Here is a 25616-nt window from a genome sequence, read left to right as displayed (position 1 = left end):
TCTCCTTCAGCGCCAGCGGCGCGATGCGCTTTCCGACAGGATCCCCGTGACCACCGCCCCCAGCACCATCAGCAGGAAGAATCCGGTGTCGAGCAGCAGCGCGCCATACTCCGCGGCGATCTCGAAGATCGCGGCAAAGGCGTCCATTGCGCTGCTGTAGCGGTGTCGCAACGCGAGATGCACCATCTCGTTCGCCGCCTGCACCATGAGCGCCCAGAAGACAAGGGCGACGGTGCCGGTGATGCCGTGCGAAAGCGCCGCCGACATGCCGCGCCCGGCACGCGGGCCGACGATGATCCAGCCGCAGAGGAAGCCGATGGCTGCGTTCACGTAATCGAGGATGCCGAAATCCTGGATATCCGGCATCAGCTTGTGAACGTAGACCGACCCGAGATAGCCGACCGCGGCAAGGCAGAGCGCAGCAATCAGACGGGCGGCGGTGAACATCTGCCGATATGGCCTCGGAAATTTCTGTCGTTGTTGCCGACAGACTGCCCGCGCACAGCCCCTCCCGCAAGCGCCTTACGCTGCGGAACGAGGCGGCTGTGACGTTTCCGAGACAGCGCCGCGCGCCCCGGCGTTCAGAAGTCGCGGTTCTCGTAGGCCGACAGCGCGGCCTTGCGGCCTTCGTCGGGGCTCACCACCGGCTCGGGGTAGTCGTCGTCGGGGGTCATACCCCAGCTTTCGGGGATCGCATCGAAGTAGCTGAGCGCGCTCTTCGGCGGGTTCGACTGCCCCTCGGCGATCCAGCGGTTCACGTAGGCGCAGTCGGGGTCGAACTTCTCGCGCTGGGTGATCGGGTTGAATACCCGAAAATAGGGCGCGGCATCCGGACCGCTGCCCGCCGTCCACTGCCATCCGAGCGAATTCGAGGCCGGATCCCAGTCGATCAGGCAGTCCTCGAACCATTTCATGCCGATCTTCCAGTGACACATCAGGTGCTTGGTCAGGTAGCTCGCCACGATCATGCGCGCGCGGTTGTGCATCCGGCCGGTGACATACATCTCGCGCTGCGCCGCATCGACGAAGGGAATGCCGGTGCGGCCATGCTTCCACGCGATGACCTCGCGACGACGCTCGTCCTCGTTCCAGGGGAAGGCGTCCCATTCCTCGCGCCAGTTGCTTTCGGGCAGATGCGGCGTGTGCCAAAGCAGGTGATAGGCGAACTCGCGCCAGACAAGCTCCTTGACCCAGGTCTCGGCGCCCTCCTTGCCCGCCTCCATCGCGCGCAGGCCCGCGTGCCAGCATTGCGCCGGGCTGATCTCGCCAAGGCTGAGGTTCTCCGAAAGGTTCGAGCAGCCGTCCTCGGACACGAGGTTGCGACCGTCCTTGTAGGCGTCGATCTTGCCGCCGGTGAAGGCGCCGAGGCGCGCCTGCGCCGTGGCCTCGCCAAGCTGCACGTAGGGCTCGACCACCGCCGCGCCGCGCCGCATCTCGGCGCCGAGGTTCCAGTCCTCGAGCGCGTCGCCCTCGGGCCAGCGTTCCGGCGCGGCGAGCGTCGAGGGCGCCGGCAGCGGCTCGGGTACCTCGGTGTCCTTCACCGCGCGCCAGAACGGCGAATAGACCTTGTAGAAGCCGCCCTGCTTGGTCTCGACCGTCCACGGCTCGAACAGCAGGTGGCCGGCAAAGCTCTGGGCGTCGATGTCCCGATCCTTCAGCGCCGACTTCACGGCGGTGTCGCGCTCGATGGCCGCCGGGTCGTAGGCACGCTGCCACCAGACCGCGCCGGCGCCGGTCTCGTCGACAAGCGCCTCGAGCACCTCGCGCGCGGGTCCGGCGCGCAGCACAAGCCGGCTGCCCTTCTCGGCAAGCGCCTCCGCATAGACAGCAAGCCCGAGCCCCAGCCGCCATTTCGGCGCGGCCCCGAGATCATCGACCGTGTGGTCGCGGATGAACACCGGGATGACCGGCCGCCCCGACTTGCCCGCCGCGTGCAGTGCGGCATGGTCGCTCAGCCGCAGGTCGCGGCGGATCCAGACAATGATCGGGGATGTGTCGGCCATGGTGTCTCCGTTCCGGTAGCTGCCGGGAGCAAGGTAGCGCCCGGCCCCCGGGGTCAAGCGCGCCTCAGAGCACCCGATCGAGCGCTTCGATCAACTGCGTGACCTCGGCCTCCGAGGTGTAATGCGTGAACGACAGCCGCAGCACGCCCCGGTCGGGATCGACGCCCATCGCCCGCAGCGCCCGCACCGCGTAGAAATGGCTGCCACCGGCCATGACCTTGTGGTCCGCAAGCGCCCTCGCGACGTCTTCGGCCGGCCCGCGCGTCGCGACGGCCACCGTCGGCGCCCGCTGCTCGGCCTCTGCGGGTCCGAGCAGCCGCACGGAGTTGCGCTGGGACAGAAACGACAGAAGCGGCCGCATCAGGGCCACCTCGTGCCCGTGCATCAGCCCGGCCGCCTCGCTCGGAGCAACGCCGTGGTGCGCCGCAAGCGCCTCGATGTAGTCGACCATCCCGGCGCTGGCGGCCACCTGCGCATGATCCGGACCGGCGGGCGTGAACTTCTTGTAGAGCACGTCGCCATTGAAGAAATGCGCCTGATTGGGCAGCACTTCGGCCAGCTCGCGCCGGATCGCCATGATCCCCTGGTGCGGCCCGAAGGTCTTGTAGGCCGAGAACAGGTAGATGTCGCAGCCGAGCGCGCCCACGTCGGGAAAGCCGTGCGGCGCGTAGCTCACCCCGTCGACGCACGTAAAGGCGCCAGCGGCATGCGCCATGGCCGTGATCTCGGCCACCGGGTTGATCTCGCCCACCACGTTCGAGCAATGCGGAAAGCAGACCAGTCGCACCCGCTCGTCGAGCAGCGCCACCAGCGCGTCGGGATCGAGGTGCCCGGTCTGCGGGTCGATGCTCCATTCACGGACCTCGATGCCCTCGTCCGCCAGCCGGCGCCACGGCCCCGAGTTCGCCTCGTGGTCCTGGTTGGTCACGATGATCGCCTCGCCCGGCGACAGGAACTGCCGAAACGCCTGCGCCAGCACATAGGTGTTCTGCGTCGTCGAGGGGCCGAAACTCAGCTCGTCCGGGGCGATGTTGAGAAGCCCGGCGAGCCGGGTCCGTGCCTCGTCCATCTCGGCGCCGCCCGCCTCCGAGGCAGGATTGGGCGCATAGGGCTGCATCTTGCGCTGGTGATAGAACCGCGTCAGCCGGTCGATCACCGGCTGGCAGGCATACGAGCCGCCGGCGTTCTCGAAGAACGCCCAGCCGTCGAGCGACGGCTCCGAGAACGCGGGAAACTGCCCGCGCACGAACGCAAGATCCAACATGACCGTAACTCCCCAATTCCTTGCCGCGCAGAAAATAGGCGAATTCCGGGAGGGTCAAGGTTCCGGCGGCAGCCTCGATGGCGCAGAGCGCCGCGAGGCGCCCGGGCTCGCGTCGAGGATGTCCCCGTGAAAAAAGATGCGCGGGCCCGAGGGCCCGCGCACCGCTGGATCAAGCCTGTGCAGTGGAGGTCAGATCCTGCTCTCGGCCTTGAGGCCCTTCCAGATCGACCAGCACATGACGACGAGCACCAGCGTGAAGAGCAGGCCCGTCGAGATCACCATGGACTGCAGCGACTTCAGCCCGCCCGAGGACAGCAGCAGCACGATGGCCACGGCGCCTTCGAAGACGGCCCAGAACACCCGCTGCGGCACCGGCGCGTCGACCTTGCCGCCCGCGGTGATCGTGTCGATCACGAGGCTGCCGGAGTCCGACGAGGTGACGAAGAACACGATCACCAGAATGACCGCGATGGTCGAGGTGATGCTCGACAGGGGCAGCCCCTCCAGCATCGCGAAGAGCGAAAGCGGCGGGTTGTAGCTGTCGATGACCTGCGCCTGCACCGCGCTTCCGCCCGGATCGCTCAGCACCTGGTCGATGGCAACGCCACCGAAGACCGCCATCCACAGCACGCAGACGAGGCTCGGGATGATGAGCACGCAGATGATGAACTCGCGCACCGTCCGGCCCCGGCTGACGCGGGCGATGAACATGCCGACGAAGGGCGACCAGCTGATCCACCACGCCCAGTAGAACGAGGTCCAGCCCTGCATGAAAGCGGTATCCTCGCGGCCGACCGGGTTCGAGAGCGGCAGCAGTTCCTTCATGTAGGCGCCGAGCCCGACGAAGAAGTCGGTGAAGATCAGCATGGTCGGCCCGACGATCAGCACGAAGACCAGCAGCAGCGCGGCAAGGCCCATGTTGATCTCGGACAGCAACTTCACGCCGCCATCAAGACCGCGCACGACCGAGATCAGCGCGATCGCGGTAATGCCCGAGATGATGAGCACCTGCGCCGTGGCGTTGATCGGAAGCCCGAAGACGTGGTTGAAGCCGGCGTTGACCTGCTGCGCGCCGAGACCCAGCGAAGTCGCGAGACCGAAGAGCGTGGCAAAGACCGCGATCACGTCGATGATATGGCCCCACCAGCCCCAGACGCGCTCGCCCAGCAGCGGGTAGAACGCCGAACGCACGGTGAGCGGCAGGCCCTTGTTGTAGGAGAACAGCGCCAGCGCCAGCGCCATCACCGCGTAGATCGCCCAGGGGTGCAGACCCCAGTGGAAGATCGTCGCGGCAAGACCCATGGTCTTGGCGGCCTCGACGTTCTCGGGGATCAACGAGCCGTCCTCGGCGAAGGGCGACGGCGTTCCCAGCGGCGAGGAGACGGCCATGTGGTAGACCGGCTCGAGCACGCCGAAGAACATCAGGCCGATGCCCATGCCGGCAGCAAAGAGCATGGCGAACCAGCCCGGGTAGCCGTAGTCCGGCGTTGCATCTGCGCCGCCGAGGCGCACCTTGCCCACCGGCGTCACCACCAGCACGAGGCAGAAGATGACGAAGATGTTGGCCGCGCCCACGAAGTACCAGTCAAAGGTCTTTGTGGCGAAGTCGAAGAGCCAGGTAAAGGCGGCGCCTGCCTGCTCGGGCAGCGCCAGCGCGTAGAAGACGAAGGCGATGACGGTGAGCCCGGAAATCAGGAACACCGGGTTGTGGATGTCCAGACCGAACGGGCCGATCTTGGTTTCGATATTGTCCTGACCGATCTCGTAGTCGGTCTCGATGATATCCGCTGGCCCTTCCGGTGCCGGGATACCCTGGTCGTCCATCGTGTCATTCATGGCACGAAACTCCCTTGAGTTATTCTGTTTGCCGAGCCGGCTGCGGGGTTCAGCGAACCAGCAGCACCGAGACGTCGGAATGCGTCGCGATGGTGCCGCCGTTCGCGGGCCACCAGCGGTCGGAGATGTTGGGAATGTGGCTTGCCATCACCACGAGGTCGGCCTTGACCTCACCCACCGCCTTCAGAAGCGTCGGGTCGAGATCGATGGTCGGGTCGTGGCTGGCATAGGCCTTCGACTCGGTTGCGATGCCGTGTTGCTCGGCCTGCTCCTTGGCGAAGGCAGCCAACTTCTCGGCATATTCCGCGGGCGTATGGGCAAGCGAGGACGGCTGTTCCGTCGTCACCCCCACGTAGATCGCGGTCGCGCTGTAATGCGCCGCGAGATCCGCCGCGCAGCGCAGGGCTTTTTCGATCCTGTCGGCATGCGTCAGATCGACCGGCACCATGATGCGTTCGAACACGTGTCCCTCCTATGTCCTCTCTCGTCGGGTTGGTCCCGGCGTGGTTGGATCGTGGCCCGCGCCCGCCGCCTGGCCGGGAGCGCCTGCCCCGAATTGTCGGGCGATCGGCAAGAAACCGCCGCCGCAACGCAAGAGTAGCGTGTTCCGAAGGGAAAGCAAAAACGGTCGTTCGGAAATGATGCCAAAAAACGACATCATTGTGTCGAAAAGGATCCGGGTTGATGAACCCCGGGCCGCAAATGGATCCCGGGGCGTCGTTTCCGGACCTCTTGGGATCAGGCGTTCACGTCGACGACCACCCGCCCCTTGACCTGCCCCTTCAGGATGTCGGCGCCGAGTGCCGGCAGCTCCTCCAGCGTGGCCGGCCGGACCATCTCCTCGAGCTTGTCCATCGGCAGGTCGCGCGCGACGCGCCGCCAGGCCCGCAGCCGGTTGTCGAAAGGCTGCATCACGCTGTCGATTCCAAGCAGGTTCACCCCCCGCAGCAGGAAGGGGACCACGGTCGCCGGAAGCTGCGCGCCACCGGCGAGCCCGACCGCGGCCACGGAGCCGCCATAGGCCATCTGCCCCAGCACGCGCGCCAGCATCGGACCGCCCACCGCGTCGACGCAGCCGGCCCAGGTCTCGCTCTCCAGAGGTCGTTTCACCGGCTCCGCAATCTCGTCACGCGGCACGATCCGCGCGGCGCCAAGACCACGAAGATAGGCCTCCTGCTCCGGCCTGCCGGTCACTGCCGCCACCTCGTAGCCGAGATGCGACAGCACTGCAGTAGCCACCGAGCCGACGCCGCCCGCAGCCCCGGTCACCAGAACCGGACCCTTGCCCGGTGTCAGCCCGTGATCCTCCAGCGCCATCACCGCGAGCATCGCGGTGAAGCCGGCGGTGCCCACCGCCATCGCCTGCCGCGTGTCGAGCCCCTCGGGCAACGGCACAAGCCAGTCGGCCCGCACCCGCGCCTTCTGCGCGTAGCCGCCCCAATGCGCCTCGCCAACCCGCCAGCCCGTCAGCACGACCTTGTCGCCGGGCTTGTAGCGCGCATCCTCCGAGCTCTCGACGGTGCCGGCGAAATCGATCCCCGGCACATGCGGATACTGCCGCACCAGCCCGCCCCCGGACCCGAGGCAGAGCCCGTCCTTGTAGTTCAGCGTCGAATACTCGACCGCCACCACCACGTCGCCATCAGGAAGGTCATCGAGCCCGATCTCGCGCACCGCGGCGGAGGTCTCGCCACTCTCCGCATCCTTCTCGACCATCAGTGCCTTGAACATCCGTCTCCTCCTTTTCCGCAGGCCGCCGCGCGACCGGCTCTTCTCCGGTTTTCAAATACCCTCGGGGTGAATGGGCGCGGCACGCGCCCAGAGGGGCAGAGCCCCTGCCCCGTCACGGCCAGCGCCCCTCGTCGGGCATGAAGGCAAGATCGCTGGTCCAGCCCACGCCGCCCGCCGCGGTGACCATCCCGTGGACCTGCCCCCTGTGGTGCGCCTGGTGATTGAACATGTGCAGCACGCACTGGCCCAGCGGCTTCACCTGGTCGCGCCCCGTGGCGCCCGAATACCAGCGCAGCATGCCCCGCAGGTCGACCGTGCGCAGCCCCTCGGCCCAAAGCACGAGCCGCGCGTCCGCCCGGAACCTCTCGGCACCCCAGGCCGCGAGCGTCGGCGCCAGCTCCGTGCTGGCCTCGAGGCCGCCGCCGGGGGCGGGCCAATGCGCAAACCGGCTCATCCAGACCATGTCGGCCCAGAGCAGGTGGTTGATCGTGGCGAGGATCGACCCGAAAAATGCCCCCCGGTCCACCCGCAGCGCCGCGTCCGGCAGCGCCTCGAGCGCCGCGGTCATTTCGCGGTTCTGCCACGCGTTGTAGCGCGCAAGGCTCAGCACGTCGTCGGGGTTCGGCATCCTCTCCCGGGCTCCTTTCTCGCCGGCCTGCTGATCCGCCGCCTCGGCCGCGCGGGGCGACTCGACGCTGGACAGCCAATTGTCTGACAATTAAACAGCGCCTCATGTCGCCTGCAAGCCAACAGTCACCGGATCGCCCGGACCGCTCCACCGAGATCGCCGCCGCGCTGCGCGATGCCATCGTCACAGGCAGATTGATGGTCGGTGACCGCCTGCCCTCCGAGGCCGAACTCGCCGAGCAGTACAAGGTCTCGCGCCCGACCGTGCGCGAGGCACTGAAACGGCTCGCGGCGCAATCGCTGATACGGACACGGCGCGGCGCGACCGGCGGGGCCTTCGTGAACCACCTCTCCTACGAGGCGGCGCACGCGCAGCAGATCACCACATCTACGCTGCTGCTGTCGATGAATGCCGTGAGCTTCGAGGTCGCCTGCGAGGCCCGCTTCGCCATGGAGCGCGCCTGCACCGAGCTGGCCTGCGCGCGGCGGACCGACGATCATCTCGCCACGATGCGCGCCGAGCTTGCGCGCCAGGGACAGCCCGAGCTTTCGGACGAAGCCTTCTGCGCCTCGGACGTGGCCTTTCACCGGGCGCTGGTGGATGCGGCGGGCAACCCGGTGCTCTCGTACCAGCTGGCCGGGGCGGTCGAGGCGATGCAGCCGCTGATGAACATGATCACCTTCACCGCGCGCGACCGCGCGCGGATCATCGCGCTGCATGCAGGGCTCGCGGATGCGGTCGAGGCGCAGGATGTCCCCGCCTGCGACCGCCGGTTGCGCGAGCTCGAGCGCTACACCGCGGAGCTTGGCAGCGCCGTCATGGCGCGCCGTGCGGCGCGCCGGAAATGACGCGGCGCCCCTACTGCTGGATCGACTCCAGGTAGTAGGCGATCGACAGGATCCGTCCGCGTGCGAGCGCCTCGGCCCCACCCATGAGACCGGAATCACCCGCGGCGTCCGCCTTGAAGATCGTCCCCCAGACAGGCATCGGATCGCCATGCGCGCGCACCCCGGTCCGCCCGTCGATGACGTGGATCACGTCCAGCATCGGGAACTTGCCGTCGTTGTTGGCGGAAAGATGCGTCAGGTCGGGCACTTCGACCGTGAGCATCTCGGCGAGCGGCCCCTGTCCCATGCCGCTTTCACCGTGGCACCCGGCGCAGCCAGCCATGAAATCCTGCTTGCCCATCTCGTCCGCCCAGCCGGCCGCCGCCGAAAGGGCAACCGCGGCGAATGCCGCCATCGTCGTCTTCGCACTGATCATGTCTCTCTCCCGTGGATCTGCCACGCTCTCCCTCGTGGCGCCGCCCCGACGCGGGGGCACGGAAGCATTGAAGCGGCGGGTCACGGAGCGCGCATTGACGCTGCGCAACGCGATCCCCCACCCTGAGTTGAGCGCCGTAGCGCACCCTCAATCATGAGCAATATAATTGCGCATATAGGCCGGCGATACGCAATAGTGGGTATTCACAGCAGATCACGGCTCCGTTAGCGTCCCTCACCGGCAAGCGAAACTTGCCGGGCGCCCTTGGGAGGGGGCGCGGGCCAATTGGGAGGAGCCACATGACCAGAACGACCCTCGCGGCGGCAATCGCCGCCTCTTTCGCCGTGACCGGTGCCGCATCGGCGCAGGAACTGTTCGAGATGACAAGCGGTTACGCCGAGAACCTGCCGATCCTCGGAACCGCTTCGGTGAATTTCGTCGACAAGATCAACTCGATCTCCACCGAGGTGGAATTCGAGCACTTCAACCCCGGCGAGCTGGTGCCCGCGCTCGAAATGCTCGACGCCACGTCGAACGGCTCGGTCGATGCCGCCTATTCGACCTCGGGCTACTGGCAGGGCAAGATGAACGCCGCCGGGCTTTTCGCCGCGGTGCCCTTCGGTCCCGAGCCGGGCGAGATGCTGGCGTGGATGCTCTACGACGACGGCATGAAGTATTTCCAGCAGATGTATGATGACAACGGCTACAACGTGAAGGTCATCCTCTGCGGCATGTATGCGCCCGAAACCTCGGGGTGGTTCAAGAAAGAAATCACCTCGATGGAGGATCTCAAGGGGCTCAACATGCGCTTCTTCGGCCTTGGCGCCGAGGTGATGCAGAAGCTCGGCGTCTCGACCTCGCTGCTGGCGGGCGGTGACATCTTCCCGGCCCTCGAGCGCGGCGCCATCGACGCGACCGAGTTCTCGATGCCGCTGGTCGACGCCAACCTCGGCTTCTACAACATCGCGAAATACAACTACTTCCCCGGCTGGCACCAGCCGTCGACCATGTTCGAACTGCTGATCAACAAGGACCGCTGGGAAGAGCTCGACGAGATCGCCCAGAACCAGATCAACATCGCCTGCATGGCCAACCTCGCCGACAACTTCGCGGAAGGCGAAGCCAAGAACTTCCCGGCGATGAAGGAGAACGTCGACGAGCACGGCGTCGAGATCAAGAACTGGAACGAGGAACAGCTCCAGCAGTTCGAGAGCGCCTGGCTCGAGGTTGCCGGCGAGCTTGCTGCCGAAGACGCCTTCTTCAAGGAGGTCTGGGACGACCTGCAGCAGTTCCGGGCGGACTACAAGCTCTGGTCCAACAACATCTACCTGCCGCGCCCCTACCAGTCGGTCGCCGACCAGTAAGCGCACAGACTTGAGACCGGCCGGGGCGGTTTCCCTGCCCCGGCCTCCATGACTTTGCGCGAAGGAGGCAGGCGCAATGGCCGAGCAAGACGAGGTCGTGGCCGCGATCTCCGATCCGGGAGAGATCGGGCGGGCCGAACACAACCGTGGCGACCGGTTCGTCGTGGGGCTGGGAAACATCGCCGCATGGCTGTTCCCGATCCTGATGGTGGCGATCTGCGCGCAGGTCGTGCTGCGCCAGGCCGGGCACAACCAGGCGTGGCTCGACGACCTGCAGTGGTGGCTTTACGGCGCGGCGGTGCTGATGGGCATCGGCTACGCGGTTGTGACCAACAGCCACGTCCGCGTCGACATCTTCTACGACAACTTCGAGCAGCGAAAGCGCATCCGCACAGACATCCTCGGGCTGGCGTGGCTGTTCCTGCCGTTCATCATCCTGTGCTGGGACGTGACCTTCGACTACGCGCTGACCTCGATCCGCGCCGACGAGGGGTCCGACAGCCCGAACGGCCTCCACAATCTCTGGACCCTCAAGGGTTTCATGAACCTCAGCTTCGTCTTCATCGCCGTTGCGATCTGGTCGACCTACGTGCGATTGCTCGGGAAACTGACCCGCCCGGCGCTCTGGAAGCAGTTTCTTTTTGCATTCCCGTCCGTGACTTACGTCGTGAACCTCATCTTCTACTACAGCTGCTTCACCGTGCTTTACCTGACCCGTGACCCCGAGATGGACGCCCGCGACGTCGGTCGCCTGCCGATTTTCGGAGAATGGGAGTTCGGCCAGCACGAGATGCGCTGGACGGTGCTTGCCGCCCTCATCCTGACCGTCGCCCTGATCGTGGTGGCGCGGCTCTTCGACCGGAAGGACGCCTGACATGGAGTGGCTCACCGTCAACGAGATCGCCGTCGCGGCGATGTTCGCCACCTTCATCTGGATGCTGTTCCGCGGCATCCCGGTGGCCTTTGCCCTGGTGGGCGTGAGCCTCATCTTCGTGCTCATCGCCGAGATCGGGCTCGACCCCTATCGCCGCTTCTGGGGCGAAATCATGGCTTTCGACCGCACCGGCATCGACTACCGCAAGCTGCAGGCGCTTTCTGGCCGGATCTTCGGAAACACCATCAAGAATCCGGTGCTCGTGGCGCTGCCAATGTTCATCTACATGGGGCTTATGCTCGACCAGTCGGGCGTGGCGCAACGCATGATGCAGGCGATGCAGAAGCTCTTCGGCGGGCTGCGCGGCGGGCTGTCGCTGACGGTGCTGCTGATCGGCATCATCCTCGCCGCCTCGACCGGCGTCATCGGCGCCTCGGTCACGCTGCTGGGCGTGATGGCCCTGCCCGCGATGATGGCGCAGAACTATTCCAAGCCCATCGCCACCGGGACCATCGCCAGCGCCGGGACGCTCGGCATCCTGATCCCGCCGTCGATCATGCTGGTGATCATGTCCGATCAGCTCGCCATCTCGCTCGGCGACCTGTTCATGGGGGCGCTGTTCCCGGGGTTGATCCTCGGCGCGCTCTACATCGCCTTCATCGTGATCTACGGGCTCATCTCGCCCGACGCGATGCCGGCGCCCGAGCGCAGCGGCTCCGTCGGCTGGCCGGAGGTCCGCGAGGTGCTGGTGGCGGTGGTGCCTCCGATGTTCCTCATCCTGCTGGTGCTGGGCTCGATCTTCGTGGGCCTTGCGACCCCGACCGAGGCCTCGGGTCTCGGCGCACTCGGCGCGACGCTGCTGGCGCTGGCGAACCGGAAGCTGAACTGGAAGGTGTTCCGCGAGGTCGCACGCTCGACCCTCAACACCGCCGGCTACATCGTCGGCATCTTCCTTGCAGCGAACTTCTTCGCCTACGTGTTGCGGCGCTACGGCGGCGACGAGATCGTGCAGGAGCTGGTGCTCTCGGCCTTCGACAGCCCCTACTGGACCGTGGCGTTCATCCTGTTCATCGTGTTCTGCCTCGGCTTCCTGCTCGACTGGATCGAGATCACCATCATCATCATGCCGCTGATGCTGCCGATCATCCAGGGGCTCGAGCTCGCGGTGCCGGGATTCGACCAGGTCCGCGATCCGCAGGTCGTCTGGTTCGCGATCCTGGTGGCGGTGACGCTGCAGACCTCGTTCCTGACACCGCCGGTGGGCTTCGCGCTGTTCTACCTCAAGGGGGTCTGCCCGCCGAGCGTCTCGCTGGCGCATATCTACAAGGGCATCATCCCCTTCGTGGCGCTGCAGCTGCTGGGGCTGTTCATCGTCTTCGAGTTCCCGGCACTGACCACCTGGCTGCCCTCGGTGGCCTACGGAAACTGACGTAGGGTGGGCAATGTTGCCCACCCTACCTGCATCACGCCCCGAGCTGCCTCAGCACCTGCGGCAGCGCCTCGGGCAGATCCTCGGCGATGAGCCCCGGCCCGAAGGCTCGCGCTGCCTCGACGTGCAGCCAGGCGCCGGCGCAGGCCGCGTCGAAGGCCGTGAACCCACGCGCCATCAACCCGCAGACCAATCCGCCAAGGACGTCTCCGGCGCCGGCGGTCGCCAGCCATGGCGCGGCACGTGGTCCCACGCCCGCGTTCAGCGCGCTTTGTCCGTCCGGCGCCGCAATCACCGTGTCGGGCCCCTTGAGCAGCACCACGCAGCCCGCCCGTCGCGCCGCCTCGCGGGTCACGTCGACGCGCGACGCCGCGGGGCCGCTGACCGCCGGCTGCTTCAGCCGCTCCGCGAGATCGGGGAAGAGCCGCGCGAATTCGCCGGCGTGCGGCGTCAGCACGCAGGCCTCGTGCAGCATCCCGAAAAGCTCCTCGGGCGCGTCCTCGAAGGCCGTCAGCGCATCCGCATCAAGCACGGTGCCGCGCGACGCCTCGAGTGCCGGCGGCACGAGATCCCGCGCTCGCTCGAGCCCGAGGCCGGGCCCAAGACAGAGCGCGGTCAGCCGGGGATCTTCGAGCAGGCCCGCCAGTTCGTCGCCGCTCTCGGCCCGCCGCAGCATCAGCGCGGTGATCTGGCCGGCAATCTCCATCTGCGCGGCCCCGGGCGCGGCAAGCGTGACCAGCCCCGCGCCTACCCGCAGCGCCGCCCGGGCCGCGAGCCGCGCGGCGCCGGTGCGCCCGAACCCGCCGCTGACCACCAGCGCGTGACCGTGGGCGTATTTGTGGGCGGAGGCGGCCTTGTCGAGCCCGGCCGGCGCGGTCACCTCCGTCACCCGCTGTTCGCGCCCGCCGAGCGCGCGGCGGCGCGGCTCGAGCCCGATCGGGGCCACGACCACCCTGCCGCAGAACGACGGCCCCTCGGCCAGGACATGGCCGAGCTTGCGGGCGTGAAAGGTCACCGTGAGGTCGGCCACGATCTCCTCGACATCGCCCGGCGGCGGATCGCTCTGCAGCCGGCGCCCCGAATCCGCGCAGAGCCCGCTCGGCAGGTCCACCGCGACCACCCGCACCGCCGGGTAGGCGCCGCGCCGCATCTCTTCGGGCAGGCGCCATTCCGACAGTTGCGTTGCCCAGCCGACCGCGTTGAACGCCTCGACCGGCCGCGTGAGCCCGGTGCCGAACAGCGCGTCGAACAGCACCGTGTCCTCGCGATAGTCCGACGGCTCGAGCCAGAACGCCCCTGGCCCCTCGTCGCGGTAGGGCCGCACCGGCCCCAGCTCGCGCCAGCGCTCGTAGTTGGTGCGCGCATCGGGCGGCAGCCGCGCCGGATCGCCGTAGAGCCACACCTCGACCGTCCAGCCGCGCTCGTGCAGGCGCCGGGCGATGACGAAGCCGTCGCCGCCGTTGTTGCCCGGCCCGCAGAGGACGACCGCCTTGGGCGCCCCGCCGCCAAGATCGGGCCAGGTCTCGAGCACCGCATCGACGACGCCCGCTCCGGCCCGCTCCATCAGCTCAAGCCCGGAGACCTCGCCCGAGGTGATCGCCGCCTCTTCGATCGCGCGCATCTGCGCTGCCGTCAGAAGCTCTGCCATTCCGTTCTCCTGCAAGTTTTCATTTTGCCCATTTCGAGGGCGCACCGCACAAAAAATGCGCCGAACCCGAGAATCGCCCTAGGCACCGCCTGTCCCTGTCCGCTATCAGATTGTGACCACCCGACAGAAATGATCTGGCAGGGTCCGACACGGGAATACGAGGAGAGACAGACCATGAAAAAGGTCGAGGCGATCATCAAGCCCTTCAAGCTCGACGAGGTCAAGGAAGCGCTTCAGGATGCAGGCATTCAGGGCCTTTCCGTCCTCGAGGTTAAGGGCTTCGGGCGTCAGAAGGGACACACCGAGCTGTATCGCGGCGCGGAATACGTGGTCGATTTCCTCCCCAAGGTGAAGATCGAGGTCGTCCTCGATGACGATCTGGTGGATGCCGCCGTCGAGGCGATCATCTCCGCTGCCAAGACCGACAAGATCGGCGACGGCAAGATCTTCGTGAGCCCCGTGGAACAGGCCATCCGGATCCGCACCGGCGAATCCGGCTCGGACGCGCTCTAAGCGTCCGTTTTTATCAAACACCGGACCCCAAAAATTAAACGAAAGGGAAGATGGGAATGAGCACCAAGGATGTCATCAAGCTGATGAAGGACGAGGAGGTCGCGTACCTCGACGTCCGCTTTACCGACCCGCGCGGCAAGCTTCAGCACGTGACCGTCATCGCCGACGAGGTCGACGAGGATTTCCTCGAAGAGGGCTTCATGTTCGACGGCTCCTCCATCGCGGGCTGGAAGTCGATCGAAGCGTCCGACATGAAACTGGTCTTCGACCTGGACAGCGTCTACATCGACCCGTTCTACGCCGAGAAGACGCTCTGCGTGCACTGCTCGATCGCAGAGCCGGACACCGGCGAAGCCTATGACCGCGATCCGCGCGGCACCGCGCAGAAGTGCGAAGCGTACCTGAAGTCCTCGGGCATCGGCGACGCATGCTACATGGGCCCGGAAGCGGAATTCTTCCTGTTCGACGACGTGAAGTACTCCGTCGCACCGAACAAGGTGTCCTTCGAGATCGATGCCGACCACGCCGCGTGGAACACCGACAGCGACTTCGAGATGGGCAACCTCGGCCACCGTCCGACCTACAAGGGCGGCTACTTCCCGGTGAACCCGTCCGATGACGGCCAGGACATCCGTTCCGAGATGCTCTCGACCATGAAGCGCATCGGCATGAAGGTCGACAAGCACCACCACGAAGTTGCGACCTCGCAGCACGAGCTGGGCCTGATCTTCGGCACGCTGACCAAGCAGGCCGACGAGCTGCAGAAGTACAAGTACATCGTGCACAACGTGGCACAGGCCTACGGCCGCTCGGCAACCTTCATGCCGAAGCCGATCGCCGGCGACAACGGCTCGGGCATGCACGTGAACATGTCGATCTGGAAGGACGGCAAGCCGCTCTTCGCGGGCGACAAGTACGCGGACCTGTCGCAGGAAGCGCTGTACTTCATCGGCGGCATCCTGAAGCACGCGAAGACGCTCAACGCCTTCACCAACCCGTCCACCAACTCCTACAAGCGCCTGATCCCCGGCTTCGAAGCCCCGGTTCTGCGCGCCTACTCGGCACGCAACCGCTCGGGCTGCGTCCGGATCCCGTGGACCGAGTCGCCCAAGGCAAAGCGCGTCGAGGCCCGCTTCCCCGACCCGTCGGCGAACCCCTACCTGTGCTTCTCGGCGCTCATGATGGCCGGCCTCGACGGCATCAAGAACAAGATCGATCCGGGCGAAGCCATGGACAAGAACCTCTACGACCTGCCCCCCGAGGAGCTGGCCGACATCCCGACCGTCTGTGGTTCGCTGCGCGAAGCACTCGACGCCCTGGCTGCCGATCACGAGTTCCTGCTGGCAGGCGACGTGTTCACCAAGAGCCAGATCGAGGGCTACATCGAGCTCAAGATGGAAGAGGTTCAGGCTTACGAGCACACGCCGCACCCCGTCGAGTACGGCCTCTACTACAGCTGCTGATCCGGCAACGGACATCAGGCAAATTCGAGGGGCACCCATCGCGGGTGCCCCTTTTTCGTTTTCGGTTAGGTGGCGGCACCAGGACTCGGGGATCGGCAATCTCACGCTTCCCGAGGCAAGGCTCCGACGTTTTTTATTTGCCCATGAATCGGGCCGGGCTACCGTCGGATGCGATCAATTGACTTCCGGAGAACGACCAAATGTCCCGCCTGCTCTTCAGACTGACCGCCGCCGCAACCCTCGCGGTGACCGCTGCCAGCGCCGTCCAGGCCGCCAGCTGCGGCAACAACGCCAACGGCTTCAACGCCTGGAAACAGGAGTTCGCCGCCGAGGCGCAACGTGCGGGCGTCGGCCAGCGCGGCATCGACGCACTGATGAACGCCCAGTATTCGACCGGCACGATCAAGGCCGACCGGTCGCAGAAGGGCGTAAAGTATTCGCTGAACGACTTCATCCGCATCCGCCTCGGATCGGTCGACGGCTTTGCCGCGACCGCGCGCAAGCGGCTGAACCAGAACCCCGGGTTCTACAACTCGCTGGAACAGCGCTACGGCGTGCCGGCCGGCATCCTGCTGGCCATTCACGGCATGGAAACCGGCTTTGGCCGCACCATGGGCAGCGTGCCGGTCGTGTCGTCGATCTCGACCGTGGCCTATGACTGCCGCCGCTCGTCGTTCTTCACGCCGCATGCCATCGCGGCACTCAAGATGGTCGACCGCGGGATGCTCTCGCCCTCGCAGAAGGGCGCGTTCCATGGCGAGCTCGGACACACGCAGTTCCTGCCCGGCAATGCCCTGCGCTACGGTGCCGACGGCAACGGTGACGGCCGCGTCGACTTCTACAACCAGGCAGATGCGCTGGCCTCGACCGCCAACTACCTGCGCCAGAAGGGCTGGCGCCCCGGTCAGCCCTACCAGGAGGGCACCGCGAACTTCCGCGTGCTGAACGAGTGGAACGCGGCGACGGTCTACCAGAAGGCCATCGCGCTGGTCGCTGCCGAGATCGACGGCTGAGCGATACCTGGCGGTCGGCTCCGGCATTTGCCCGGAGCCGATCACGAGATTTCCCCTGCAGCGGCACGGTGATGCCGCATTCGTGGTTAATTCCTGTCCCGAGCAAGCACGTCTCGCAGTTGGGAGGAGAACGCACGAATGGTCACCCGTGGCAACGCCGCCTATGCCGGGCTGTTTCTCGAGAAACCCGACACGTTCGACATCGACTATGCGATTTCGGCTGCGCTTTCGGCGCTGGAACGCCACGACAACGCCTCGGGCTCCCCTCTGCGCCGCTCCACCCGCCGGCCGGCCGTCATGGCCGACACCCTCGGCATCTCCGTGCAGGCCCCCGAGGAAGCCGGAGCACCGGCACTGGTCAAGATCATCACCCGTGGCGGCCCGCTGCCCGATGACGACCGCATTCCCCTCATCCTTGCCGAAACCGTGCTGAGCCTGCTTGATACGACCAAGGTGGCCGAGATCGAGTGGTTTTCTCCGTCATCGCGCATCGCACCGCGCGACTTCATCTCGCTGCATGGCCACCTCTCGCCCCGGCGCCAGCCAGTCATGCCCGTCGATTGCGACACCGGAGAGACGTCGGAAAGCGGCGCCAACACGCAATCGCGCGGCGCCGCAGCCCAGCCCCGGGACCGGTCGCGCCGCGCCGGCGTCCCCGCACTAGCTCGCGCGGTCCAGCGCCTTCGCGGAAAGACCGCTGAACAATCGCCTTCGGAACGCCGGCTGCGCCTCGCCGCATGGGTCATCACCGGCCTGATGGCGGTGATGTCCGTACCGCTCGCCGCTAGCCTTGCGATCATCGGCGTTCTGCGTGGCATGGATTTCCGCCTCGCAACGCTGGTGCTGACCTTTTGCGTCATCCTTGCGGGGCTGCAGCAGACACCGATGGCCAGCGCCATGCCTGGGGTCGTCACTGTTCTGCTGAACTGAGCGCGAGCGCCCGTTCACGGGCAAGCAGATACGTGTGGATCGAGAACACCACCGCCCGGGTCTGCGGCAGTCTCACGAGACATTGCCGCTCAGAGCGGAAATAGGGCGCCGTCGTCGGGTCGCTGCGGTCATCGTTGTCGCGTCGCGGCCCCGGCTGGAACAGCACCGGGTCATCGTACCAGAGCCGGTTGAACCGCATCAGCGCCCGCCCCGGCTGCACGCCGTCGAACAACCGTTGCACCCTGCGCGCGAGCATCTCGTCATACTCGGGGATGGGAATGTGGATCGCCGTCAGCGGCCGCATCATCTTCTGCGCCAGTCGCCAGCCCGCCGGGAAACAGAGCACCGCGCCGGTCAGAACGTGCTCGTCCGAGCCGGGGCGTTTTTCCAGCAGGCAGAGGTCTTCCTGCACGAGATGCCCCAGCGTTCCCAGAGGGTCCGACCGGTCGAGCGTCACCACCTCGCCGTCAGGCCTCGTCACGCGCTCGCCGTCGCGCGCGAAGCCGTCAGGCAGGTTGTCGAGCACCGTCTCGAGCAGCTCTTGCGCCGCCGGCATCGCTTCCTGGTCGAGCTGCAGAACCGCCTCTCGGCGAGTCCGGAGAAGCCGCGCCCGCTCGGCCACCTGCGCGGCGTAGCATTCGTCGGCTAGCAGCCAGTCCTCCATCCGCATCGGCGCGATGTTGGGCAGCGGACGCGAGGTCCCGAGGTCGAACGGCAGGGTCTCTTGCAGGATCATGCGGAATGGCTAGCGCGCTCTTCGCTGCCCGGCAACAGGATACGCGTCCAGCCGGCTCGAAGCGAACGTGCGCGCCTGCCTCCTGCCCTTCGCAAAGGCAGGAAGACCCGGGATGAACGACAGCGCGCGAGCACGCAAGGGAACCCCAAGCAGGCTCCGCACGTTTCCTTTTCGAACACAGAGACAACGGAGACACCTCCCCATGGACCTCATTCGCATCATCGCCGCCATCCTCCTGCCGCCGCTCGGCGTGTTCCTGCAGGTCGGTCTCGGCAAGCACTTCTGGCTGAACATCCTGCTGACGCTTCTCGGCTACATCCCCGGCATCGTGCACGCCGTGTGGATCATCGCCCGCGAACCGCAGACCGCGTGAACGCCATGAACGCACAGGATCCGTTCCGCAGGCTCGAACGCATCGAGCGCGTGGCGCGCGGCATGGACCGTGCGTTCCGCCTGCCCCTCACCCGCATCCGGCTAGGCTGGGACTCGATCATCGGCCTGATCCCGGGTGTCGGCGACACGTTGGCGCTGGCCCCGGCCCTCTGGATCGTGCATGAGTCCCGCCAGATCGGGGCGCCGAAACCGCTTGTCGCGCAGATGCTAGGCAACATCGGGGTCGACTGGGTGATCGGCCTGCTGCCGCTCGTCGGCGACATCTTCGACGTCGGCTACAAGTCGAACTCGAAGAACGCGGCACTGCTGCGTCGCTGGCTCGAGGATCGGCACAGCCGTCCCGGCACGGGCACCGCTGCCCCGCCGAACTACCGCAGCGCCGAAGCCGCCTGACACCGGCTCGATCCAATGAAAAACGGGCGCTCCCGAGGGGGCGCCCGTTTCGCATGTCTGCAAGGCTCGCGCCGTGGCTCAGCCGACGATCTCGAGGCCCGCGAAGTAGAATGCGATCTCTTCGGCTGCGGTTTCCGGCGCGTCGGAGCCGTGCACCGAGTTCTCGCCGACGGACTCGGCGAACTCTGCGCGGATGGTGCCCTCGGCCGCGTCGGCCGGGTTGGTCGCGCCCATCACTTCACGGTTCTTCGCGATGGCGCCTTCGCCTTCCAGCACCTGCACCACGACCGGCTCGGACGCCATGAACTCGCAGAGTTCGTCGTAGAAGGGGCGCTCGGCGTGCACCTTGTAGAACTCGCCCGCCTGCGCCTTGGTCAGCTGGATGCGCTTCTGGGCGACGATGCGCAGACCCGCTTCCTCGAACTTGGCGTTGATCTTGCCGGTGAGGTTGCGACGCGTGGCATCGGGCTTGATGATCGAAAGGGTCCGTTCGACGGCCATGTTGGTCTCCATTGAAAGGCCGGGCCCACGCCCGGCCGGTCTGTTCCGGGTCGGGCGTTAACATGGGGCCGCCGGTTTGGAAAGCCCGAAGGCCCCCGCCGCGCCGCCCGTCCCGGCGAAAGCCGGCCCGGCTCGCGCAGATTTTTCGCCCTCCCCGCGAAGTTCGCCATTTCGGGGATTTCCGCGCCCCGGGGCCTCTGCTAGAGCCCGCTCATGCTCAGGATCGACGACATCTCCTTTTCCATCGAAGGCCGACCGCTGTTCGAAGGCGCCTCGGCCGTGATTCCCGCTGGCCACAAGGTCGGCCTCGTGGGTCCGAATGGCGCCGGCAAGACCACGCTCTTCCGGCTCATCCGCGGCGAGCTCACCCTCGACGGCGGCGAGATCACCCTGCCCGAGCGCGCCCGCATCGGCGGCGTCGCGCAGGAGGCGCCGGCCTCGGACGTGTCGCTCATCGAGACGGTGCTGGCCGCCGACACCGAGCGCGCGGCGCTGATGGCCGAGGCCGAGACCGCCACCGACGGCCACCGCATCGCCGAGGTGCAGACCCGGCTCGCCGACATCGACGCCTGGTCCGCCGAGGGCCGCGCCGCCGCGATCCTCAAGGGACTCGGCTTCGACGAGGCGGCGCAGAAGCGCCCCTGCTCCGACTTCTCGGGCGGCTGGCGGATGCGCGTGGCACTCGCCGGCGTGCTCTTCGCCCAGCCCGACGTGCTGCTGCTCGACGAGCCCACCAACTACCTCGACCTCGAGGGGGCGCTCTGGCTCGAGACCTACCTCACGCGGTATCCGCACACGGTGATCGTCATCAGCCACGACCGCGGCCTGCTGAACCGCGCCGTCGGCGCGATCCTGCATCTCGAGGCCCGCCAGCTCACGCTCTACCAGGGCGGCTACGACACCTTCGCCCGGACCCGCGCCGAACGCCGCGCCGTGCAAGCGGCGGCCGCCAAGAAGCAGGAAGAGCGCAAGGCCCACCTGCAAAGCTTCGTGGACCGCTTCCGGGCCAAGGCGTCGAAGGCGAAACAGGCGCAGGCCCGCCTCAAGATGATCGCCCGGATGGACACGATCACCGCGCCCGAGGACGCGGCCAAGCGTGTCTTCACCTTCCCGCAGCCCGACCAGCTGTCGCCGCCCATCGTCGCGCTCGAGGGCGGGGCCACCGGCTACGGCGACCACGTGGTGCTCAAGAAGCTCGACCTGCGCATCGACCAGGACGACCGCATCGCGCTGCTCGGCCGCAACGGCCAGGGCAAGTCGACGCTGTCGAAGCTGCTCGCCGACCGGCTGCCGTTGATCGAGGGCCGGATGACCCGCAGCTCGAAACTGCGCATCGGCTATTTCGCCCAGCATCAGGTCGACGAGCTGCACCTCGACGAAAGCCCGCTGCAGCACCTCCAGCGCGAACGCCCCGACACGCCGCCCGCGAAGCTGCGGGCCCGGCTCGCCGGCTTCGGGCTGATGGCCGAACAGGCCGATACCGAGGTCGGCCGGCTGTCCGGCGGCCAGAAGGCCCGGCTGTCGCTGCTGCTCGCCACGCTCGACGCGCCGCACATGCTTATCCTCGACGAGCCCACCAACCACCTCGACATCGAGAGCCGCGAGGCGCTGGTCGAGGCGCTGACCGAGTATTCCGGCGCGGTGATCCTCGTGAGCCACGACATGCACCTCCTGTCGCTGGTCGCCGACCGTCTGTGGCTGGTCAAGGACGGCTCCGTGCGGCCCTACGACGACGACCTCGAGGCCTATCGCAACATGCTGCTCACGCAGGAGAAGCCCGCGAAATCCGAGAAGCAGGAAAAGGCTCGCGCCGCCGCCCCGAAGCCCGCGAAACCGTCGCGCGACGCGATCCTCGCGCTGCGCGCCGAAGCCCGCAAGTGCGAGGCCCGCGTCGAAAAGATCGAGGAGATGCGCGCCAAGCTCGCCACCAAGCTTGCCGACCCCGCGCTCTACGAAGACACCCGCGCCGGCGAACTCGATACCTGGAACAAGAAATACGCCGAGGTCATGGAGGGCCTGCACCGGGCCGAGGCGCTCTGGGAAGCGGCGCTGGAAAAACTCGAGGCCGCCGAGACCGCCTGACCCCGCCCCCTTCTCCGGTTGGAAAAATACCCTCGGGGGAGTCCGCGCGCAGGCGCGGACGGGGGCAGAGCCCCCATGGAAAGCTGGACAACCGCGCCTCCGCTGCCTACCCCTTGTAGGCGATGGATCTCGCCCTGCTCATCTCCGCCTTCGCGACGCTCTTCGTGGTGATCGATCCGATCGGCCTCACGCCGATCTTCATCGCGCTGACGCAGGGGGCGGATTCGCTCCATCGCCGCCGGCTGGCGCTGCGGTCCTGCATCATCGCCGGTGCCGTGCTCACGCTCTTCACCTTTTTCGGCGAGGCTGTGCTCGGCTTCATCGGCATCACCATGCCCGCTTTCCGCATCGCCGGTGGTATCCTGCTGTTCATCACCGCGCTCGACATGCTCTTCGAACGCCGCTCGAAACGCCGCGAGGACAAGGTCGAGGATGACGACGCCCTGCCCGACCCGTCGGTCTTCCCGATCGCGATCCCGCTGATCGCCGGCCCCGGCGCCATCGCGACGATGATCCTGCTCGCCGGGCGCACCTCCGGCCCGCTCGAGCTTGCCGCCGTCCTCGGCGTGCTGCTGGTGGTCCTGTTGCTGGTGCTGCTGCTGTTCCTCGCCGCAGGGCCCATCGAGCGCGCGCTCGGGCACACCGGCATTGTGGTCGTCACGCGGCTGCTGGGCATGCTGCTCGCCGCGCTCTCGGTGCAGTTCGTCATCGACGGGATGCGCAACATCGGCGCGCTCGGCTGAGACCTGTTCAGCGGCGGCGCGGATGCCTATGTTGGACCCGTCCCAAACGGAGTGCGCCGGTGTCCCCGACCGACTATGGAAATCTCGCCTACCTCGGGCTGCTGGCCGCGGTGCTGGTGGTCTGGATGTTCATCGCCAACCGCGGCGGCCTCGGCCGCAAGCTGCAGCACCTCGCGGCCTGGGGGCTGATCTTCCTCGGGGTGATCGCGGCGGTCGGGCTCTGGGGCGACATCCGCCAGACCGTGATGCCGCAGCAGTCGGTCTTCGCAGAGGAGGGCCGGGTCGAACTGCCGCGCGCGCCGGACGGGCACTACTACGTCTCGCTCGATCTCAACGGCGTGCCCACGCGCTTCGTCGTCGATACCGGTGCCTCGGGGCTGGTGCTGACCCGGCACGACGCGGAACGCGCCGGGCTCGACGTCGCGGCGCTGCTTTACCGGGGCGAGGCGAGCACCGCCAACGGCGTGGTGCGCACCGCGCCGGTGCGCCTTGACGAGGTCGCGCTCGGCCCCTTCACCGACCGCAACGTACGCGCCTACGTGAACGAGGGCGCGATGAAGACCTCGCTGCTCGGGATGAGCTATCTCCAGAACTTCAGCCGGCTCGAGATCACCAACGGGCAGATGGTGCTGGAGCGCTGACGTCTCGAACCTGGCTCCCGCCCGTGGTGGGCCTGCGCCCCCGAGAGGCTGCCGGCGCCGTGGCGCCGGCCCGAGGCGGGGGCTCTGCCCCCGCACCCCCGGGAATATTTCTGGCCAGAAGAAGACCGGGCCGCGGCGCAGTGGAGCGTGGGCTGTAGCGGGCCCCGGGCGCGGGTCAGGCCTCGGCCTTCTTTTCCCAGCGGCCGGATTCCTCGGACCAGTATTGCGCGGCGCAACCGGCCTTGGTGAGGGTCCGCCACTGGCCGCGCGCGGCGTCGACCGCCGCCGGGTCGTGCCCGTCGAAGAGGATGCAGACCCGGTCGAGCGCGGATACCTCCTCGGGCACGACGCCCGCGCCGTCCACCGCCATCAGGCAGGCCGCATCGTTGGGCAGCGCCGCGTCGGTGGTCAGAAGCACCGGCTGCAGCGCGTCATGCGGGCCGCCCGCGAGCCCGTGCGGCAGGAAGCCGTCGTCGGGGCCCTGCCAGAGCGTGCGGTCAAGCCACTCCATGCGGTCGCGGTCGACGCCGCGCACCGCCACGCGCCAGCCCGCCGCCAGTGACTTTTCAAGCAGCACCGGCAGCGTCGCCTCGAGCGGGCGCTGGGTCAGGTGGTAGAAGAAGGCCGCGCCCATCGGTCAGCCCCTGCGAGCCTTGCGCATCTCAGCCCTCTTTCGTCTCGAACCGGTCGCGCACCAGCCGGTCGAGCGCCAGCACGCCCCATCCGGTGGCCCCCTTCGGCGCGAAGGGGCCATCGGTCTTGCGACTGGCGACGCCGGCGATATCGAGGTGGATCCACGGCATGTCGTCACGCACGAAGCGGCAGAGGAACTGCGCCGCGGTGATCGACCCCGCTGGCCGGCCACCGATGTTCTTCATGTCGGCGATGGGCGATTTCAACATGTCGTCGTAGGCCTTGCCCATCGGCATCCGCCAGGCGCCTTCGTCCTCGCTACCGGCCGACTTGAGGAAGGCCTCGGCGAAGCCGTCGTCATTGGAGAAGACGGCCGCGTTCTCGTGCCCGAGCGCCACGACGCAGGCGCCGGTGAGGGTCGCGAGATCGACCATGGCGGCGGGCTTCACGTGTTCCTGCGCGTACCACAGGACGTCGCAGAGCACGAGCCGGCCCTCGGCGTCGGTGTTGATCACCTCGATGGTGTCGCCCTTCATCGAGCGGACCACGTCGCCGGGGCGCACCGCCTCGCCCGAGGGCATGTTCTCGACGAGGCCCACGAGCCCCACCACGTTGGCCTTCGCCTTGCGCTGTGCCAGTGCCTTCATGACGCCCGAGACGACCCCGGCGCCGCCCATGTCCATGGTCATGTCTTCCATGCCGACCGAAGGCTTCAGCGAGATGCCGCCGCTGTCGAAGACCACGCCCTTGCCGACCAGCGCGAGCGGATCGCCCGAGCCACCGTTCCAGCGCATCACCACCATCTTTGTCGGCGCGCTCGAGCCCTGCCCGACGCAGAGCATCGCGTTCATGCCGAGTTCGGCGAGGCGGTCTTCCTCGATCACCTCGACCTCGACGCCGAGATCGCGCAGCGCGACCAGCCGGTCGGCGAACTCGGTCGTGGTGAGCACGTTGGCCGGCTCGTTCACGAGGTCGCGGGTGAAGAACACGCCCTCGGCCAGTGCCAGCGCCTCCTTGCAGGCGGCCTCGGTCTCGTCGGGTTTGCTGCAGAACACATGCGCCGGCGCGGGCGCCTTGCCCTTATCGCTCTTGTGGTCGGTGAAGGCATAGCCGCGCAGCGACAGCCCGAGCAGAAGCTGCGGCAGGCGCGGCAGTGTTTCACCCAGGATGGTGAGCGGGCTGCCGCCGGCGATGCGGGCCAGTGTGGCCCCTGCCTTGCGCGCCTCGGCCACTGTCGGGCGGCGTTCGAGCCGGACGACGTCGACCGCTTCTGCCTCCATGCCGACGGGATAGGCGAGCGTGACCACGTCGCCGGCCGCCTTCGCCTCCCAGCCCTCGTCGGCCACGGCCCGCGCGAGCGCGCCCTTCGTCAGGCGGTTCAGGCGACGGGCACCGCGCCCGAGCTGCCCCGCACCATTCACGAAGACGGCGACGCGGCCCTCGGCATCTTTCAGCGCATCGAGGTCGGTTTCGGCAAAGGTGATCTCGCGCAGATCGGTCATCAGGCTCTCCTGTTCTCGGACGCCCCAGTGGTA

Annotated in this window: 26 protein-coding genes; 13 read left to right on the top strand and 13 right to left on the bottom strand. The window is 67.3% G+C overall.

All coding sequences use genetic code 11. From position 1 onward, the window contains the following. Nucleotides 1-6: 6 nt before the first annotated feature. The 7 genes from D6860_RS11965 to D6860_RS11935 form a co-directional block, all read right to left on the bottom strand. Nucleotides 7-447, bottom strand: coding sequence for a TrgA family protein (locus D6860_RS11965; RefSeq protein WP_076624742.1), 441 nt, complete (start codon nt 445-447; stop codon nt 7-9). 134 nt (nt 448-581) lie between these two features. Next, nucleotides 582-2003, bottom strand: coding sequence for a cryptochrome/photolyase family protein (locus D6860_RS11960; protein ID WP_076624743.1), 1422 nt, complete (start codon nt 2001-2003; stop codon nt 582-584). Nucleotides 2004-2067: 64 nt separating this feature from the next. Next, complete coding sequence (locus tag D6860_RS11955; RefSeq protein ID WP_076624744.1) at nt 2068-3267, bottom strand: aminotransferase class V-fold PLP-dependent enzyme; 1200 nt, start codon at nt 3265-3267, stop codon at nt 2068-2070. Nucleotides 3268-3456: 189 nt separating this feature from the next. After that, on the bottom strand, nt 3457-5103 hold the full coding sequence (locus D6860_RS11950; RefSeq protein WP_076624745.1) for a BCCT family transporter: 1647 nt from the start codon (nt 5101-5103) through the stop codon (nt 3457-3459). 49 nt (nt 5104-5152) lie between these two features. Continuing rightward, nucleotides 5153-5566 (bottom strand): universal stress protein, encoded by a 414-nt coding sequence (locus tag D6860_RS11945; protein ID WP_017468345.1) that lies wholly within the window; start codon nt 5564-5566, stop codon nt 5153-5155. A 275-nt stretch (nt 5567-5841) separates the two neighbouring features. Further along, nucleotides 5842-6834, bottom strand: coding sequence for an acryloyl-CoA reductase (gene acuI / locus D6860_RS11940; protein WP_076624746.1), 993 nt, complete (start codon nt 6832-6834; stop codon nt 5842-5844). A 112-nt stretch (nt 6835-6946) separates the two neighbouring features. Continuing rightward, on the bottom strand, nt 6947-7462 hold the full coding sequence (locus D6860_RS11935; protein ID WP_076624747.1) for a DinB family protein: 516 nt from the start codon (nt 7460-7462) through the stop codon (nt 6947-6949). A gap of 104 nt (nt 7463-7566) precedes the next feature. On the opposite strand from D6860_RS11935, the gene D6860_RS11930 reads away from it, so the two are divergent. Beyond that, on the top strand, nt 7567-8310 hold the full coding sequence (locus tag D6860_RS11930; RefSeq protein WP_017469550.1) for a FadR/GntR family transcriptional regulator: 744 nt from the start codon (nt 7567-7569) through the stop codon (nt 8308-8310). 10 nt (nt 8311-8320) lie between these two features. Here D6860_RS11930 and D6860_RS11925 read toward each other — a convergent pair whose 3' ends face one another. Continuing rightward, complete coding sequence (locus D6860_RS11925; protein ID WP_076624748.1) at nt 8321-8725, bottom strand: c-type cytochrome; 405 nt, start codon at nt 8723-8725, stop codon at nt 8321-8323. A gap of 299 nt (nt 8726-9024) precedes the next feature. Here D6860_RS11925 and D6860_RS11920 point away from each other — a divergent pair, with 299 nt between their 5' ends. The 3 genes from D6860_RS11920 to D6860_RS11910 all read left to right on the top strand — a co-directional run bounded on the left by D6860_RS11920 (nt 9025) and on the right by D6860_RS11910 (nt 12392). After that, on the top strand, nt 9025-10089 hold the full coding sequence (locus D6860_RS11920; protein ID WP_076624749.1) for a TRAP transporter substrate-binding protein: 1065 nt from the start codon (nt 9025-9027) through the stop codon (nt 10087-10089). 76 nt (nt 10090-10165) lie between these two features. After that, nucleotides 10166-10963 (top strand): TRAP transporter small permease subunit, encoded by a 798-nt coding sequence (locus D6860_RS11915; protein WP_076624750.1) that lies wholly within the window; start codon nt 10166-10168, stop codon nt 10961-10963. 1 nt (nt 10964) lies between these two features. After that, nucleotides 10965-12392, top strand: a complete 1428-nt coding sequence (locus D6860_RS11910; RefSeq protein WP_076624751.1) for a TRAP transporter large permease — start codon at nt 10965-10967, stop codon at nt 12390-12392. A 34-nt stretch (nt 12393-12426) separates the two neighbouring features. Here D6860_RS11910 and D6860_RS11905 read toward each other — a convergent pair whose 3' ends face one another. Next, entirely contained in the window at nt 12427-14040 is a 1614-nt protein-coding gene (locus D6860_RS11905) for a bifunctional ADP-dependent NAD(P)H-hydrate dehydratase/NAD(P)H-hydrate epimerase (protein WP_076624752.1), read from the bottom strand. Nucleotides 14041-14214: 174 nt separating this feature from the next. On the opposite strand from D6860_RS11905, the gene D6860_RS11900 reads away from it, so the two are divergent. The 4 genes from D6860_RS11900 to D6860_RS11885 all read left to right on the top strand — a co-directional run bounded on the left by D6860_RS11900 (nt 14215) and on the right by D6860_RS11885 (nt 17959). Further along, a complete protein-coding gene (locus D6860_RS11900; RefSeq protein ID WP_076625441.1) occupies nt 14215-14553 on the top strand; it encodes a P-II family nitrogen regulator in 339 nt (112 codons plus the stop codon). Nucleotides 14554-14609: 56 nt separating this feature from the next. Beyond that, nucleotides 14610-16016 (top strand): type I glutamate--ammonia ligase, encoded by a 1407-nt coding sequence (gene glnA, locus D6860_RS11895; protein WP_076624753.1) that lies wholly within the window; start codon nt 14610-14612, stop codon nt 16014-16016. Between the two features lie 200 nt (nt 16017-16216). Next, entirely contained in the window at nt 16217-17029 is an 813-nt protein-coding gene (locus D6860_RS11890; protein WP_076624754.1) for a lytic murein transglycosylase, read from the top strand. Between the two features lie 138 nt (nt 17030-17167). Further along, the gene (locus D6860_RS11885; protein ID WP_076624755.1) at nt 17168-17959 is read left to right on the top strand and encodes a hypothetical protein; all 792 of its coding nucleotides are present in this window, start codon (nt 17168-17170) and stop codon (nt 17957-17959) included. Here the strand turns inward: D6860_RS11885 and D6860_RS11880 are convergent. Next, nucleotides 17940-18695, bottom strand: coding sequence for a heme-dependent oxidative N-demethylase family protein (locus tag D6860_RS11880; RefSeq protein WP_076624756.1), 756 nt, complete (start codon nt 18693-18695; stop codon nt 17940-17942). The genes D6860_RS11885 and D6860_RS11880 overlap by 20 nt on opposite strands. 202 nt (nt 18696-18897) lie before the next feature. Between D6860_RS11880 and D6860_RS11875 the strand changes: the two genes are divergently transcribed. Together D6860_RS11875 and D6860_RS11870 are read left to right on the top strand one after the other, a co-directional pair. Further along, nucleotides 18898-19068, top strand: coding sequence for a YqaE/Pmp3 family membrane protein (locus D6860_RS11875; RefSeq protein WP_076624757.1), 171 nt, complete (start codon nt 18898-18900; stop codon nt 19066-19068). 5 nt (nt 19069-19073) lie between these two features. Further along, the gene (locus D6860_RS11870) at nt 19074-19481 is read left to right on the top strand and encodes a DUF4112 domain-containing protein (protein WP_076624758.1); all 408 of its coding nucleotides are present in this window, start codon (nt 19074-19076) and stop codon (nt 19479-19481) included. Between the two features lie 78 nt (nt 19482-19559). Here D6860_RS11870 and ndk read toward each other — a convergent pair whose 3' ends face one another. Next, a complete protein-coding gene (gene ndk / locus D6860_RS11865) occupies nt 19560-19982 on the bottom strand; it encodes a nucleoside-diphosphate kinase (RefSeq protein ID WP_076625442.1) in 423 nt (140 codons plus the stop codon). A 213-nt stretch (nt 19983-20195) separates the two neighbouring features. Here ndk and D6860_RS11860 point away from each other — a divergent pair, with 213 nt between their 5' ends. The 3 genes from D6860_RS11860 to D6860_RS11850 all read left to right on the top strand — a co-directional run bounded on the left by D6860_RS11860 (nt 20196) and on the right by D6860_RS11850 (nt 23448). Beyond that, nucleotides 20196-22064, top strand: a complete 1869-nt coding sequence (locus D6860_RS11860; protein WP_076624759.1) for an ABC-F family ATP-binding cassette domain-containing protein — start codon at nt 20196-20198, stop codon at nt 22062-22064. Nucleotides 22065-22186: 122 nt separating this feature from the next. Continuing rightward, nucleotides 22187-22807, top strand: coding sequence for a MarC family protein (locus D6860_RS11855; protein WP_017469186.1), 621 nt, complete (start codon nt 22187-22189; stop codon nt 22805-22807). Nucleotides 22808-22866: 59 nt separating this feature from the next. Continuing rightward, nucleotides 22867-23448: a retropepsin-like aspartic protease family protein gene (locus tag D6860_RS11850; RefSeq protein WP_076624760.1), complete on the top strand. Its 582-nt coding sequence runs from the start codon at nt 22867-22869 to the stop codon at nt 23446-23448. A 175-nt stretch (nt 23449-23623) separates the two neighbouring features. On the opposite strand, the gene D6860_RS11845 is transcribed toward D6860_RS11850, so the two are convergent. Together D6860_RS11845 and D6860_RS11840 are read right to left on the bottom strand one after the other, a co-directional pair. Further along, a complete protein-coding gene (locus D6860_RS11845) occupies nt 23624-24082 on the bottom strand; it encodes a DNA polymerase III subunit chi (RefSeq protein ID WP_076624761.1) in 459 nt (152 codons plus the stop codon). A 28-nt stretch (nt 24083-24110) separates the two neighbouring features. Continuing rightward, nucleotides 24111-25583 carry a leucyl aminopeptidase gene (locus tag D6860_RS11840; protein ID WP_076624762.1) on the bottom strand — a complete coding sequence of 491 codons (1473 nt, stop codon included), beginning with the start codon at nt 25581-25583 and terminating at the stop codon, nt 24111-24113. Nucleotides 25584-25616: the final 33 nt, after the last annotated feature.

Origin of the sequence: Salipiger sp. D13, from assembly GCF_003703915.1 — a bacterium.
Lineage (GTDB): Bacteria > Pseudomonadota > Alphaproteobacteria > Rhodobacterales > Rhodobacteraceae > Salipiger > Salipiger profundus.
The sequence above is the reverse complement of the archived record's forward strand: the minus strand, read 5'-3'. Positions and strand labels throughout refer to the sequence as shown.

Excerpts from the sequence above, each read along its gene's own strand:
- D6860_RS11960 (WP_076624743.1), bottom strand. The coding sequence starts at position 2,003 with ATGGCCGACACATCCCCGATCATTGTCTGGATCCGCCGCGACCTGCGG.
- D6860_RS11860 (WP_076624759.1), top strand. The coding sequence starts at position 20,196 with ATGCTCAGGATCGACGACATCTCCTTTTCCATCGAAGGCCGACCGCTG.
- D6860_RS11840 (WP_076624762.1), bottom strand. The coding sequence starts at position 25,583 with ATGACCGATCTGCGCGAGATCACCTTTGCCGAAACCGACCTCGATGCG.
- D6860_RS11925 (WP_076624748.1), bottom strand. The coding sequence starts at position 8,725 with ATGATCAGTGCGAAGACGACGATGGCGGCATTCGCCGCGGTTGCCCTT.
- ndk (WP_076625442.1), bottom strand. The coding sequence starts at position 19,982 with ATGGCCGTCGAACGGACCCTTTCGATCATCAAGCCCGATGCCACGCGT.
- D6860_RS11870 (WP_076624758.1), top strand. The coding sequence starts at position 19,074 with ATGAACGCACAGGATCCGTTCCGCAGGCTCGAACGCATCGAGCGCGTG.
- D6860_RS11935 (WP_076624747.1), bottom strand. The coding sequence starts at position 7,462 with ATGCCGAACCCCGACGACGTGCTGAGCCTTGCGCGCTACAACGCGTGG.
- D6860_RS11930 (WP_017469550.1), top strand. The coding sequence starts at position 7,567 with ATGTCGCCTGCAAGCCAACAGTCACCGGATCGCCCGGACCGCTCCACC.
- D6860_RS11915 (WP_076624750.1), top strand. The coding sequence starts at position 10,166 with ATGGCCGAGCAAGACGAGGTCGTGGCCGCGATCTCCGATCCGGGAGAG.
- D6860_RS11955 (WP_076624744.1), bottom strand. The coding sequence starts at position 3,267 with ATGTTGGATCTTGCGTTCGTGCGCGGGCAGTTTCCCGCGTTCTCGGAG.
- D6860_RS11855 (WP_017469186.1), top strand. The coding sequence starts at position 22,187 with ATGGATCTCGCCCTGCTCATCTCCGCCTTCGCGACGCTCTTCGTGGTG.
- D6860_RS11910 (WP_076624751.1), top strand. The coding sequence starts at position 10,965 with ATGGAGTGGCTCACCGTCAACGAGATCGCCGTCGCGGCGATGTTCGCC.
- glnA (WP_076624753.1), top strand. The coding sequence starts at position 14,610 with ATGAGCACCAAGGATGTCATCAAGCTGATGAAGGACGAGGAGGTCGCG.
- D6860_RS11905 (WP_076624752.1), bottom strand. The coding sequence starts at position 14,040 with ATGGCAGAGCTTCTGACGGCAGCGCAGATGCGCGCGATCGAAGAGGCG.
- D6860_RS11920 (WP_076624749.1), top strand. The coding sequence starts at position 9,025 with ATGACCAGAACGACCCTCGCGGCGGCAATCGCCGCCTCTTTCGCCGTG.
- acuI (WP_076624746.1), bottom strand. The coding sequence starts at position 6,834 with ATGTTCAAGGCACTGATGGTCGAGAAGGATGCGGAGAGTGGCGAGACC.
- D6860_RS11880 (WP_076624756.1), bottom strand. The coding sequence starts at position 18,695 with ATGATCCTGCAAGAGACCCTGCCGTTCGACCTCGGGACCTCGCGTCCG.
- D6860_RS11950 (WP_076624745.1), bottom strand. The coding sequence starts at position 5,103 with ATGAATGACACGATGGACGACCAGGGTATCCCGGCACCGGAAGGGCCA.
- D6860_RS11845 (WP_076624761.1), bottom strand. The coding sequence starts at position 24,082 with ATGGGCGCGGCCTTCTTCTACCACCTGACCCAGCGCCCGCTCGAGGCG.
- D6860_RS11890 (WP_076624754.1), top strand. The coding sequence starts at position 16,217 with ATGTCCCGCCTGCTCTTCAGACTGACCGCCGCCGCAACCCTCGCGGTG.
- D6860_RS11875 (WP_076624757.1), top strand. The coding sequence starts at position 18,898 with ATGGACCTCATTCGCATCATCGCCGCCATCCTCCTGCCGCCGCTCGGC.
- D6860_RS11965 (WP_076624742.1), bottom strand. The coding sequence starts at position 447 with ATGTTCACCGCCGCCCGTCTGATTGCTGCGCTCTGCCTTGCCGCGGTC.
- D6860_RS11885 (WP_076624755.1), top strand. The coding sequence starts at position 17,168 with ATGGTCACCCGTGGCAACGCCGCCTATGCCGGGCTGTTTCTCGAGAAA.
- D6860_RS11900 (WP_076625441.1), top strand. The coding sequence starts at position 14,215 with ATGAAAAAGGTCGAGGCGATCATCAAGCCCTTCAAGCTCGACGAGGTC.